Here is a 13,880-nt window from a genome sequence, read left to right on the forward strand (position 1 = left end):
CCTCAGGGGGTCAGCAGTCTCTCCACGATCGCGGACACAGGAGCGAGTGCAACGGTGGATTCCTCAGTCTGCTGGTTCAACGCCTTCAGGCGCACCTCACCGCGCTCAGCCTCGTCATCACCGATCACCAAGGCCCAACGCGCACCGCTGCGATCGGCCCGCTTGAACTGCTTGCCGAAAGCGGAGCCCGACGCATCCAACTCCACCCGAAGCCCTGAAGCCCGTAGGTCCCGAGCCAAAACAAGAGCAGCCCGCTCTGCCGCATCACCACGGTTCACCACATACACATCAGGGGCTGCGGCCGCCGTCAACCTCGCAGCTATACCCTGAGCATCCGCCTGGGCTGCTGCTTCCAGCACCAGCAACAACCGTTCCATGCCAAGAGCCCAACCTATGGCGGGGGTTGGGGCGCCTCCCAGCTGGCCGATCAAGCCGTCATAACGACCACCACCGCAGACGGTGGCCTGAGCCCCGAGTTGATCACTTGTGATCTCAAAGGCCGTGTGGCTGTAGTAGTCCAAACCCCGCACCAGCCGCGGATTGAGCCGGAAAGAAACGCCCAGGGAGGTCAGCCCGCGCTGCACGTCTACAAAACGCTCACAACTGGCCTCACAAAGCGCATCCGCCAGCGTTGGAGCCTCCTCCAACAGCGCCTGGGTGGCTTCGTTTTTGGAATCAAGGATGCGCAAGGGATTGGTGCTCAACCGCGCCTGAGAATCAGGATCGAGCGCCTCAGACCGCTGCTCAAGCCAAGCCACCAGGGCATTGCGGTAGGCCTGACGGTCTTCAGCGGTGCCAAGGCTGTTCAGCTCCAACTGCAAACCACCGACACCCAGGCTGTCGAGCAGATCCCAGGCCAGAGCAATCACCTCAACATCGCTCCGAGCCCGCTCTGCCCCGAGCCACTCCACCCCGATCTGATGGAACTGCCGCTGCCGGCCCGCCTGAGGGCGCTCATAGCGAAACATCGGACCCGCATACCAAAGCTTCTGGGCGCCCTGACTCAGCAAACCGTGCTGAAGGGCAGCACGCACCACTGATGCGGTGCCCTCCGGCCGCAAGGTGCAGGAGCGATCGCCGCGATCCTGAAAGCTGTACATCTCCTTGCCCACCACATCGGTGGCTTCACCGATGCCACGGCAGAACAGGTCCGTCGTCTCTAAAAGTGGCGTCCGAATCTCACCAAACCCAGAACGCTGGAAATGCTCCCGCGCCATGGCCTCCACCGCTTGCCAGCGCTGAAGCGCCTCCGGCAGCAGATCCACCATGCCCCTGAGGCTCTGGAGCTGACTCACGTACGGGATTCAGGTACAGCAACTCAGTCTGCCGGGTGGCCTCAGCTGCTTCAAAATCAGATCGTGTTGTGAACTCTGCGAACGATGGGCAGCCGCGTTTTGGTCACAGGCGGCGCCGGTTTCATCGGCAGCCACACCTGCCTCGTTCTGCTCGAGTCCGGTTACGACCTGCTGATCCTGGACAACTTTTCCAACAGCTCTCCAGAAGCCCTTGCCAGGGTGGCCGCTGTCGCCAACGTTGCTCTCGACAGCCAACGGCTGCAGATCCAGCGAGGGGACATCCGCGATCCCATCACCCTCAATGAGCTCTTTTCGGCGGCTGCCGCCACTGGTCGTCCCTTTGATGCCGTCATCCATTTCGCCGGGCTCAAAGCGGTCGGCGAATCCGTTGAAAAGCCACTTCTATACTGGGATGTCAACGTCGCGGGCTCACGAACTCTGCTCGCGGCCATGGATTCCCATGCCTGCCGCACCCTTGTCTTCAGCAGCAGCGCCACCGTCTACGGCTACCCCGAAACCGTTCCGATCCCTGAATCAGCACCCATCCAACCCATCAACCCTTACGGCTTTTCCAAAGCCGCTGTTGAGCAGATGCTCGCGGATCTCAACAACAGCGCTCCCAACACTTGGCGCATCGCATCCCTCCGCTACTTCAATCCCGTGGGTGCCCATCCCAGCGGTCGCATCGGAGAAGACCCCATGGGCATCCCCAACAACCTCTTTCCTTTCCTCTCCCAGGTCGCTGTCGGCCGTCGCGAGGAACTCAAAATTTTTGGCAGCGATTGGCCCACCCATGATGGCACCGGCGTGCGCGACTTCATCCACGTGATGGATCTTGCTGAAGGCCACAAAGCCGCCCTCGAAACGCTGCTGAGCCAAGGGCCACAGCACCTCACCTGCAACCTCGGCAGCGGCGATGGGGCCAGTGTTCTCGACGTGGTCAACGCCTTCTCCGCCGCCAGCGGACAAGACATCCCCTACGCCCTCGTCGACCGGCGACCTGGCGATGCCGCCATCACCGTGGCCGATCCCACATGCGCCGCCAGCACCCTCCTTTGGCGTACGAAACGCACGCTCACCGACATGTGCCGCGATGGCTGGTCCTGGCAGCAGGCCAATCCAGCGGGGTATCGGCAGAACCCATGACTGGACCTGGTGGACTGCTTCTAGCCGGTGGCGGCCACAGCCATGCACTTCTGCTCAAACGCTGGGCCATGCAGCCGGAGCGACGCCCGCAACAGAGCATCACCCTGGTCAACCGCTGCAGCACAGCCCTGTATTCAGGCATGGTGCCGGGGTTGATCGCCGGGCTGTATCAACGCGACGAGCTCGCTATCGACCTGCGTCAGCTTTGTGACCGAGTCGGGGTGGCTTTCGTAGAAGCAGAAATCACCGGATTGAATCCTAAGCAAAACCTTCTGCACCTCCGCGACCGCCCTGCACTCCACTTCAATTGGCTCAGCCTGGATGTGGGAGCGGTGAGCCGACCGAGCGCCGCAGGGGTCCCCATCAAACCGTTGGAAGCCTCGCTTTCCTTTCTCGAAAGCGAAGACCCAAGCGATCCCAATCCACTGCGGGTGATCGGAGCGGGAGCTGCCGGCCTGGAGGTGGTCCTGGCATTACGCCGTCGCTGGCCACAACGCGAGCTCCAGCTGCAACAGCGCAGGGGACAGCTGGATCCAGCCGTCCAAAACGTGCTGCGAAAGGCCAATATCGCCGTCACCGACGACGACAGCCACCACAACGGACCCAGCCTGCTCTGCACGGGAAGCCAGGGGGTCGCCTGGCTGGCGACGGCTGGTCTGCCTTTAGCTCCCGATGGTCGGGTCCGCACCGATCGCCACCTGAGGGTCGAAGGTCATCCATGCCTTTTCGCCAGCGGCGACTGTGCCGTGATCAGCACATCACCCCGGCCAGCGTCTGGGGTGTGGGCGGTGCGCGCCGGACGCCCCCTGGCCATCAATCTGGAAGCAGCCTGCCAGGGGAAACCCCTACGGCCCTGGCATCCTCAGCGCAAAGCCCTCCAACTTATCGGCAGTCATGAAGATGCCGCCTGGGCGCGTTGGGGCGGCTGGCGAATGGGGCCATCCCGCCTGCTTTGGCACCTGAAGCAACGGATCGATCGGGCCTTCATGACTGGATTTCTGCAGCCAGCAGCGATGGCCGATGCAGCACCGATGGCCTGCCGGGGTTGCGCGGCCAAGTTGCCGGCCCAACCCCTGGCCGCAGCACTGGAGCGGGTGGGGCTGGGGGGACAGCCCGAAGACGCCGCCCATCTTGCTGGGCATCCAGGACTCCTGCAGAGCATGGATGGCTTTCCAGCCCTGGTAAGTGACCCCTGGCTCAACGGCCGTCTGACAGCCCTCCACGCCTGCTCTGATCTCTGGGCCTGCGGTGCCCCGGTCTCCAGCGCTATGGCAACGATCACGCTGCCGATGATCTCAGCCGACGAACAGCAGGAGCTGCTGGTGCAGACATTGGCAGGCATCCGCTCGGTTCTGGATGAACAGTGCGCCGCGCTGATCGGTGGACACACAATGGAATCCCGCAGCACCTCACCGCTGCCGGCCAGCCTCGGGGTGCAGGTCACCCTCACGGTGAACGGCAACAGCCCCCAATCACCCTGGCTGAAAACGGGCCTACGCCCAGGAGATGCACTGCTGATCAGTCGCCCCCTGGGCACCGGGGTGCTTTTTGCGGGGGCCATGAGTGGCGCCACCAAGGCGGCTGATCTGGATACTGCGCTGCAGACCATGGCCTGCAGCCAGCACACGCTGCTTGAACAGATCGAGCCAATCCGCAGGGGCATTCACGCCTGCACCGACATCACCGGTTTCGGCCTGCTTGGGCATCTGGGCGAAATGCTCCAGAACAGTCCAGGACTGACCATCGAACTAGAGGGTCCTGCCATCCCGGCGTACCCCGGTGCACTTGAGCTGTTCGAACAAGGCGTCTCCAGCACTCTGGCCCCCTCCAACCGTGCTGCCTGGCGATGGCTCGAGGGCCCGGTTCAGCTAAGAAATAACGCGTCGCCAGCCATGCTCGAACTGCTGGTTGACCCACAGACCTGTGGTCCCTTGCTACTGGCCTGCACCAGCAAGGCCGCAGCTCAACTCACTAGGAACGGCCCATGGCTTCAGATCGGCAACACAACAGCTGCACATGACTGAGGTCGTTCGCAGGTTGATCACAGTGGTAACCAGCCTGCTCAACTTGTGATTGCAAGAGTTTGAGCTTGCGCTCCATGGCCTGTGGAGGTCCAATGCTGGACAGCTAGAGCTCCGAAGGCAATGGCAGCGCAACCAGACATTTTTCCAGATCGTCGACATCCCTCCAGAGCACGGGATCCGGTGGGATCCGACCCATGGCAATTTTCATACGATCACTGAGATTGAGCAAACGGGCGCGCGGTCCATAAAGGTCCACGAGGCCACCGGTGCGCTGGATGATCAGACGGAACTGATCCTGTTCACGGACTCCCCCCAGAGCAGAATCCAGTTCATAAAAACCGGGCCCCCACCAACTGGCCAACAACAGGCCCAGCACCCTAACTGCACAGCCACGGCTAAGACTATTGAGGTTTAGAGCAACGAACTGAACGGCCAAAACAGTAAACAAAGCCTGCACGAGCACAACGCAATAACGGCTGAAGGCCATCGGCGTCACGAACTACACCCACCACAACTCCAACCACCAGCAACAGGGACAGGAGCAAGCCGGTTCAATCCAGGACACCAGGCTCAGGCCAAGACATCCGGTGCAGCCCTCCCCAACGCCACAACACCACCACCAGCAAAATCAATCCCAACTGGGGCAGCGGCCAAAGCCCAAGCCCCCGGGCCAGGGTCTCTTCCAAAAGTGCGTAATCCGGGGGACCGATCCAGCTGGCTGCCCTAGCCCTGAACAAAAAGTCAGCGGCATTAACGATACAAACCAAGCCAGGCAATGCAGCCATCAGAGCCGCCAACGCAAACCGGGTGCGACCCTGCACACCGTCCCAGACAGAAGCAGCAAGGCATAACTCTTGCCTTCAATGGCGAAACACACCAGATAAGGACTGCAAAACGCAAGCAGGCCAGCCACCGTCAGAACCTTGACCTTGCGCCCGCCAATAGCGAGTGACTGGCGCACCATCACAACTCCGCCCAAACAATAACCACACCAAGACAACAGTCTTAATGTGACCGGATTTTGACCAATAAGCCGACCCCAAATCCACAGAAAAAGCAATAAAAAGGTGGCTGGATGTCTTCACAAAGCATCTCAATAAAAGCTGCCATGCTGGGCTCAAAACTCTTACCAACGCGGTAGAGTCCATCAATCCATAAGGGCGTAGCATCAATCAAGAAAAGAGTTCGAAGTGCAAAGGCACTACAAACCTAAGTAGAAATAAATAGCCACTCGTTTTTATTACTCCTTATCCTGAGCCTCACGGCGGAGCCTATTCAACTCCTGACCCAAAGCTGGGCCAGCACTCCAGCCAGAGTCCAGGAGCTGACGGGCGGTCTTCGGCGATTTGATCTTCCGCCAGCGTCCCCACCAGCGCAACAGAGGTTTCCATTGAACAGGCATCAGGCAAATCAGCAGAGCCACGCTTTCAGCCTTCGCACCACGCGCCTCCAGGACCTCAGACCAGACCGACGGGAGCGACGAAACACGTGGGCCATCCGCCAGAAGCCATTGCTTCAAATCCACCATCTGGCGTAACCAATGCTGCTGCTGACCAGGAAGCTGAAGTCGCTGCGCAATACGCAACGGATGCCTGGCACCGGACACCAAAGCCAGCATGAGGGGGAGCTCCAGCCGCTGAGCCCAGTGCAATCGCCGCATTAATAGCGGATCGCCCTGGAGGCTCGGATCAATCAGCGTCAAAGCCTGCCATTGCTGCAGACAAGCGACGGCCTGCGACCAAGGTTCATGCTGGAACAAACGGTCGAGTTCCATCCTCAGACGGGTCGAGAGCGCCGGTGGGGCCGCCGTTACTGAAGCACTGTTGGACCAAGCCCAGGGCCAGGCCTGAATGGTTTGGGTGATTTGATCCTCAGTTTTTTCATCCAACGTGAACCCCAGTCGAGCCGCATAGCGTGCTGCCCTAATCACGCGGGTGGGGTCATCCCGAATGCTGTGGTCATGCAGCAGTGTCAATTGCTTGTCAGCCAGCCCGCGTTGACCCGAATGGGAATCAACCAACTGCTCAGCCATGAGATCAATAGCCATGGCATTGATGGTGAAATCCCGCCGGAGAAGATCCTGCTCCAACGTGCCGTATTCCACCTTGGGATTCTGAGCGGGAACCGGGTAGATCTCCCGCCGGGCTGACGCCAAATCAACAGGGATTCCATCGAAACGCAGTGCAACTGTCCCGTAAGTCCCGTAATGCTGAACATCCGTGACCCGTTGCGAACCACAGCGCTGCATCAGCACGTCCGCTAAGGCCAGAGCATTCCCCTCGACAACCCAATCAAGATCGGGAACACCGGCCCATGGAACACCATGCAGCTGATGCAGCAGCAGGTCTCGGACCACGCCACCCACGAGGGCCAGCCGCGTCACTCCTGCGTCTTGAGCAGCACACCGCAACTCAGCCGCTAATGATGGCGGTACACCGGGCAGATCCAATGCGTGGTGCTTCGGTCGGCAGCTCAATCATCTCGCATATACATAGGATGAACCCCTTGAGATCAACCTCCTCAACCATCAGGCTCAATTGGGGCGAGACGCGGATCCAGGATCTTGGGACCCATCCCTGCAAACTTGACCGCGATTGACACCTTCTCGCCACTACCGAAGGTATGGGTGATCTCCCCAACACCGAAGCTGGCATGCATCACCTTGTCACCCACCTGCCAGCTCCGACCAGGAGCCGGCCCTGCCTGACGTCGCCGCACCGCATTCGCAGGGGCCGATGACGGCTTGTCCCTATCCACACGGGTAAGCCGTTCCAGTCGCCTCTCGCGCCGAAGCGCTGCTCCACCACTCTGTGGAATTTCCCCCTGCACCAGAGCCTCCGGCAGCTCCGAAAGAAATACCGACGGAACCGCCGCCTCCCGCATCCCACCCCAAAGACGCCGCTCACTGGCATGGGAAAGGAACAAACGCTCCTTCGCCCGGGTAATGCCCACATAGCAAAGACGTCGTTCCTCCTCCAGGGATGCCGGATCGTCGAGGGAGCGATAGCTGGGGAACAGTCCCTGCTCCATACCCACCAGGCAGACCACAGGAAACTCCAGTCCCTTGCTGCTGTGCAGCGTCATCAAAGTGACACGGTCCGCGGCAGTGTCCTTGCTGTCGGCATCACTGGACAGTGCTGCACCGGCCAGAAATCCCTCCAGATCACCCTCCTCGTTCTCCTCCTGGTACTGAAGAGCGGCGTTCACCAATTCCTGCAGGTTGCGACGCCGCTCCTCAGCTTCATCGGTGCCATCAGCTATCAACTCGCTGACGTAACCGCTTTTCTCTAATACCTGCTGAATCAGTTCCGAGGGTGCCACCTCACGGCTGCGCGACTGGAGATCATTGACAAGATCGCAGAACTGAAGGAGCCCCTTGGCTGAACGACCGCCAAGGGAGCGCACCGCTTCAGGGTCACTCACCACATCCCACAGCGGAATGCCCAGCTGATTGGCCGCATCGGTGAGCCGCTGGATCGTGGTCTTGCCAATGCCGCGCTTGGGCACATTGATCACCCGCAGCAGGCTGACGGTATCCGCCGGGTTGATCAGCAGCCGCAGATAGGCCAGAAGATCTTTGATCTCACGCCGGTCATAGAAGCGCATTCCGCCTACAACGATATAGGGGATGCCCCAACGCACCAGCGATTCCTCGACCGAACGGGACTGGGCATTGGTGCGATAAAGCACGGCCATGTCACCCCAGCTGAGCTCGGGATTGGCAGCTTCCATCGTCCGCAACCGGTGCACCACAGCCTCCGCCTCAGCGATTTCGTCATCACAGCGGGTGAGGGAGATCAATTCCCCCTCACCACGCGTAGGGCGCAACACTTTGTCGATACGTTCGCTGTTGTTAGAAATCAGCGCATTGGCCGCCCCCAGGATCGTGGCGGTGGAGCGGTAATTCTCCTCCAGCTTCACCATCGTGCGAGTGGCCTCATCCGGAGCCTGATCACCGAAATCGTCCTGAAAGCCCATCAGAATCGTGAAATCTGCAGCACGGAAGCTGTAAATGCTCTGGTCGGCGTCACCCACCACAAACACCGAACGCCCGGCCCAGTCGTCGTAATCCTGCGGTTCCTTGCCATCGGTCACCAGCAGCTTGATCAGGTCGTACTGGGTGCGGTTGGTGTCCTGATACTCATCCACCAGAACGTGACGGAATCGACGATGCCAGTAGCTGCGCACCTGCTCGTTTTGCTGCAAGAGCTGCACCGGAAGGAGCAGCAAATCGTCAAAATCGAGGGCATTGTTTGCCGCCAGTGCCTTGCGGTAACGCCGGTAGACGTCAGCGATGAGCTTTCCCCGCTGCCCTTCAGCATTAGCCTCGAGCTGATCGGGCAGCCAGCCCTGGTTTTTGGCGTTGCTGATCGCCCAACGAGTCTTCTTGGGGTCAAAGCGCTTGGGATCCAGCTGCAGTTCCTGAGTAACGATCTCCCTGACCAGGCTCTGGGCATCAGCTTCGTCGTAGATCGAAAACTGCTTTGTCCAAGTGAGTCCTTCGGAGTCCTGGAATTTATCGATGTCGTAGCGGAGCATCCGCGCAAACAACGCGTGGAAGGTGCCGATCCAGAGTTCTTTGGTGACTTCGCGGTAGATGCGCGAACGCAACTGACGCTGCTCCACTGGCGGCAGGGTGCTCCAAGGCTGACCATATTGGCTCTGCGCCAGCTTTTGGGCCAAGAGCAGCTCAAGCCGCTCCCTCATCTCTCGAGCGGCTTTATTGGTAAAGGTAACGGCCAGAACATGCGCCGGATCTGCACCGTGCTCTCCGATCAGGTGAGCAATCCGATGAGTAAGTGCCCGCGTTTTGCCACTGCCAGCACCCGCCACCACAAGTAGGGGCCCCTCACAATGATCGACAGCCCGCCGTTGGGCGTCGTTAAGTCCATCTAAAAAACTCATAGATCAATTTTAGAGGCAGTAAGCGTAAAAACATGACCAGAGCCTCAAAACCACAACCGCACCTCATTTTCAAGAATCAACATGTTTAACCAAACTACAAAGTATTTCGCGCCAATTTGCTCTTGACCAGCATCGCATAAACGAAACAAACAAAAACTTTGCCGCATATTCCAAAAATATCAAATTTCTCCATCGGCACAATGCCTGGCTGGGCATTCGTGGATTAAACTTTAAGGGAAAGGCTACAGAAACATGACCCAAGAGAATCCGACAACCGAAGCTGATTTATCTTTAGTACTTTGCACGTACGGAAGAACAAATGAGGTTGATAGCTTCCTCAATTCAATTTACATGCAAACAAAAAAGCCAGCTGAGATCATCATCGTAGATCAAAACGAAGAAGACATATTGCATAATATTTTAAAAAAGTGGAGCTCAAAGCTTCCAATAATGCACAATAGAGTTAACTTCAAAGGAGCTTCAAAATCCAGGAACTATGGCGCCAAAAAAGCTGTGTTCTCGTTAATAGCCTTTCCTGATGATGATTGTCTATACCCACCTAGACTTATAGAAAATATCATAAGATTATTTCAGATAAAAGCAGAAGTCGACACAGTCATAACAGCCAAAATAGAACCATCAGAAATCAACGGCAGTCTATCCGAACCAAGCCTAAGTCATTCCCAGGTAAATTCTACACTAGACTTGTTCAAAGCCAAGGCTGAAACCTCAAATATCTTTACCAAAAAATCAGAACTTGAAAAACTTTCATACATTTTCAGTGAAAATATTGGACCTGGCGCAAACACCCCATGGGCATCAAACGAGGAAACAGATTTATTGATTCGACTTCTCAAACAAGAAACAATCATAATTAAATTAAAGGAATTATCAATTGCCCATCACTCACTTCAAGTTTCTCCGGTCAGAAGCCTTAAATACGGCATGGGAAGATTCGAAGTCATTTCAAAACATCAACTCGGCGTAGGAATATATCTGATAAATTTACTTCAGCCTATAGCTAGATATCTGAAAACCCCGAAGCTATACAACCTTATGCTTTGCCTCTCAACAATGCTAGGAAGATCTGGAATATTAAACCAAGTATACAAGATACTTAATGCTCGCCATAACTATTGATATCACTAGCCAGCTTTAATTCGATATTTTGATCCTGCAAGTATGCCTATAGCCATCCAGAAAAAAGGGAAATCACCAAGGTGCCCATTATGCATAGAATAAATTAGGGCCTGTGCTGCCATAAGACCGGAAGGAAGAGTAGTAGGATTATTTTTGATCTCCTTAAAAAAATTGGCTAATGGGGAAAACATACAATAAAGCAATGGGAGAGTCATAGAAATACCACCTATAGCCAAAGACTCAAACACATAGTTGTGTGGATAATAAACACCTTTCTCAATCTCTAGGCTACCAAGTATCTCTTGCAAACGAAAACCAATACCCATAAAAGGATTAGCCACAAATTGCTCAATAGATATTTTCCAAAATTCTAAACGTGACAAAATAGTATTAGCAGATCTTGGCGTAAATACTTTTTCCAATAAATGTGGCGAAGTTCCAATCAATAAAATTAATATAGAAAACGGGATTACCAGCTGCAAAGCGTATTTAGATTTCATCAGTCCTTTAAATTCAAGGCGAGAGCGAAGAAGAAAAACCGATGCGCAAATCATCAACAAACTGGCTAGAAAAACCCCCCTTGTCGCACTATAAATAATTACAAATAAACCAAAAAGTATACCTAAGTACGAAGCTATCGGGGTTGAATTAACCTGAATCAATCTTGCCTTATTAAACATGACTTTTATAAGACAAAGCATCATCAAAGTACAGCCTGCATTTGCGCAGGTAATGGCATTTAAATGCTCTAAATAAAATCGACCTTGGTCCAGGCCAGGATCTACAAGAAAACAAATAATTGAAATACCAATTAAGAATACTCCATACTTAACTTGTCTGATAAGCGCAAAATCAAGCTTTTGCTGCAATGCCATAATATAACAACAAATAGCAATTGGCAAAGAACTACCTAAACTCCAAGCCAATAATTCCCATACCGGCAAAGCTAATGCAACTTCAGATACATAGACATCATAAAAAAGTCTTAGTAGGTATAAACACCAAAACAACAAAACAGAAAAAATCCACACATTAAAGCAATCTCGTATTCTCTTTTCACGTATATATAAATAAATATAACCATAACTAAATATCATGATTGATAGCCTAAGCAAGAGCATTACAAATCGATTATCAACACTCAAAAGATTAGCAAGAGAGGAAAAAAAGACCTGGCCAAATAATATTAACGCAAAATATGAATCAACAATATGCACTCTTAGCAATTTGGGCATATGTTGTGATAATTTAAGCGGCAAATCGATTTATCATACATGAATATTTTAGCATAATCCGTCAAATGATTGCAGCTCAATCATGCTGCGAAAGTTACTTGATGTTTCTCGAAGTTGATCGAATTGGCCACATGCGACAATCTTCCCGTCAAGAAATTCATATATACGATCACATTTTTTTATAGTCGACAATCTATGAGCTATTACTAGAGTTGTGCATCTTCGACCAATAATCTCAAGAGACTGCATCACTTCAGACTCTGTTCGATTGTCTAATGCACTTGTAGCCTCATCTAAAATCAAAAACTTTGCTTGCCTGTAGAAAGCCCTAGCCAAAGCTAATCTTTGACGTTGACCACCTGAAAGACTAATACCATTATCACCAATAGGTGTATAGAGTCCATAAGATAATTCAGAAACAATTTCATCTAATTGAGCTGCTGCTAGAGCATCCCAAACTTTATCTTCGTCCACTTTTTCTAGAGCCTGCCCAAACGCTACATTCGAAATAATAGAATCTGACAATAACTGAATTGATTGCGGAACTTTTGCACAACATGTATGCCATGCAGAAATTTCACTTTCTAAAAGCGGTATACCATCTAAAATAAGTTTTCCTCTCTGTGGATGTAACAATGAAAGCATTATATTGGCTGCAGTTGATTTACCGCTTCCTGAAGGCCCAACAAAAGCAACACGCGAACCAACTGGAATGTCTATATTTATACCCTTAAGGACTGAATTGTCAGATGAAGGGTATGAGTAGTGCACATTTGAAAGACTGATTGATCTTTTGGGGAAAATACCCTCGGCACATGAAATTGTAGATTTTATGTTAGTAGAGTTAAAAGTATTGGTATTATTTAGGAGTGACAAAATATTTTTGATTTCAGGCAGTCCACCCCTGAGTATCGAGATGGATGCAAAAAGATCCTGCAAGGGCTTTGCAAGCCTCAAAGCACCTACCGACAAAATTGACAAAAACGGGAGAATTTCAATGATCTTTTCTTGTTGCCCGGAAAGAATTTGTGGCAAAACCCCTACCAAAAAAATCGCCGATATACCCAAGGGTTCGATAAATAATCTTGGAATTTCGGGAAGTACAACTGTGTCAACCACAGACTTTTTATAAATTTGCGTAGAGCCTATATATCGATTGATAAAGTATTCTTCGTTTAATCCAAGCTTTAAATCAGCAACTGATCCAAGTGATTCAAAAAAACTCTTGGTATATTTTTCTCTATTGATAATTTTTCGCTTAGATGCAAAGCGAAGCTTTGGTGTTATAAAATAGGATAGGGCCACATACATCAGAAGCATAGTTAATATTAAGGCGAAAGATGCTCCACCCCCTACATATAAAATTCCAGCAATCAACATAACTATACTAATTATGCAGCTAATTGCTCTCAATGCTGGGGTAAGTATATCTCGAAGAAGCGCTTCTAAGTTAGATAATAGATCTGAAGCAAGAGATGTTATACTTCCTGAAAGGTGACGTTCATATGGCTGCTCAAGAATCTGCCTAAAAATACGGCATGAAAGATTAAGCCATATTTCTCCAGCAAGATTTTCTTGCATGAAACGGAGTGTTAGCCGAACAGCTGACTGCAACCAATTTACTAAGATAAAAATTGCTATAAGCCACAGAGACTGTTCGTATACACTTGCACCAAATACTTTGATGCCAGGAAGAAGATTTCCTAAATCGCTACCTACAAGGCTACCCGTAAGTCTGCCTATCACCGCAACGGCGGCAAAATCAAGAAAGCCAGACAATATTGAGACTGGAAATATTAACCAAACCCTGGATAGGACATTGGGTTCAACATAATTAATGAGCTGTCTTAGCCCAACCAGAGTCCTACTCGTAAAAACATTTTGCACATTTAGTGAACAAGTATATTTATTTTACTTGACTTAGTTCAAGTTCCAAAGAATTGCAGACAGCCACTCAACCGATTGACCACCAATCCAGACTCACACCAGGCCTACAAAGATGCTAGAGAATAAATCTAAGTTTCTGCAATTGGTGAGAAGCACTAGTTGATTACCTCTTGACATCTAAAAGAAAAAGAATTGCGCAAGCGCTCTTAAAAAATACTTAAAAAATTATTTAGACAACTGAATATGCT

11 protein-coding genes are annotated in these 13,880 nt (G+C 52.6%); 3 read left to right on the forward strand and 8 right to left on the reverse strand.

Going from position 1 to position 13,880, the window contains the following annotated elements; genetic code table 11:
* Nucleotides 1–2: 2 nt before the first annotated feature.
* Nucleotides 3–1,295 (reverse strand): histidine--tRNA ligase, encoded by a 1,293-nt coding sequence (hisS, locus tag FZX09_RS10005; RefSeq protein WP_226402421.1) that lies wholly within the window; start codon nt 1,293–1,295, stop codon nt 3–5.
* 84 nt (nt 1,296–1,379) lie between these two features.
* On the opposite strand from hisS, the gene galE reads away from it, so the two are divergent.
* Nucleotides 1,380–2,441 carry a UDP-glucose 4-epimerase GalE gene (gene galE, locus FZX09_RS10010; protein WP_226402423.1) on the forward strand — a complete coding sequence of 354 codons (1,062 nt, stop codon included), beginning with the start codon at nt 1,380–1,382 and terminating at the stop codon, nt 2,439–2,441.
* Nucleotides 2,438–4,465 carry a selenide, water dikinase SelD gene (gene selD, locus FZX09_RS10015; RefSeq protein ID WP_226402425.1) on the forward strand — a complete coding sequence of 676 codons (2,028 nt, stop codon included), beginning with the start codon at nt 2,438–2,440 and terminating at the stop codon, nt 4,463–4,465. Before galE ends, selD begins: the two co-directional genes overlap by 4 nt.
* A 103-nt stretch (nt 4,466–4,568) precedes the next feature.
* Here the strand turns inward: selD and FZX09_RS10020 are convergent, their stop codons facing one another.
* From FZX09_RS10020 to FZX09_RS10040, 5 genes are all read right to left on the reverse strand, one after another.
* A complete protein-coding gene (locus tag FZX09_RS10020) occupies nt 4,569–4,952 on the reverse strand; it encodes a hypothetical protein (RefSeq protein WP_226402427.1) in 384 nt (127 codons plus the stop codon).
* A gap of 64 nt (nt 4,953–5,016) precedes the next feature.
* Entirely contained in the window at nt 5,017–5,250 is a 234-nt protein-coding gene (locus tag FZX09_RS10025; protein WP_226402429.1) for a hypothetical protein, read from the reverse strand.
* A complete protein-coding gene (locus FZX09_RS10030; RefSeq protein WP_226402431.1) occupies nt 5,250–5,426 on the reverse strand; it encodes a hypothetical protein in 177 nt (58 codons plus the stop codon). Before FZX09_RS10030 ends, FZX09_RS10025 begins: the two co-directional genes overlap by 1 nt.
* A gap of 279 nt (nt 5,427–5,705) precedes the next feature.
* Entirely contained in the window at nt 5,706–6,848 is a 1,143-nt protein-coding gene (locus FZX09_RS10035) for a CCA tRNA nucleotidyltransferase (protein WP_370624233.1), read from the reverse strand.
* A gap of 137 nt (nt 6,849–6,985) precedes the next feature.
* Nucleotides 6,986–9,370: a UvrD-helicase domain-containing protein gene (locus FZX09_RS10040; protein WP_226402433.1), complete on the reverse strand. Its 2,385-nt coding sequence runs from the start codon at nt 9,368–9,370 to the stop codon at nt 6,986–6,988.
* Nucleotides 9,371–9,622: 252 nt separating this feature from the next.
* Between FZX09_RS10040 and FZX09_RS10045 the strand changes: the two genes are divergently transcribed.
* On the forward strand, nt 9,623–10,510 hold the full coding sequence (locus FZX09_RS10045; RefSeq protein WP_226402435.1) for a glycosyltransferase family 2 protein: 888 nt from the start codon (nt 9,623–9,625) through the stop codon (nt 10,508–10,510).
* 5 nt (nt 10,511–10,515) lie between these two features.
* Here the strand turns inward: FZX09_RS10045 and FZX09_RS10050 are convergent, their stop codons facing one another.
* Together FZX09_RS10050 and FZX09_RS10055 are read right to left on the reverse strand one after the other, a co-directional pair.
* Entirely contained in the window at nt 10,516–11,745 is a 1,230-nt protein-coding gene (locus FZX09_RS10050; RefSeq protein ID WP_226402437.1) for an O-antigen ligase, read from the reverse strand.
* 48 nt (nt 11,746–11,793) lie between these two features.
* Complete coding sequence (locus FZX09_RS10055; RefSeq protein WP_226402439.1) at nt 11,794–13,632, reverse strand: ABC transporter ATP-binding protein; 1,839 nt, start codon at nt 13,630–13,632, stop codon at nt 11,794–11,796.
* Between the last annotated feature and the right edge of the window lie 248 nt (nt 13,633–13,880).

The sequence above is a fragment of the Synechococcus sp. MU1643 genome (assembly GCF_020514095.1).
Taxonomy (GTDB): domain Bacteria; phylum Cyanobacteriota; class Cyanobacteriia; order PCC-6307; family Cyanobiaceae; genus Parasynechococcus.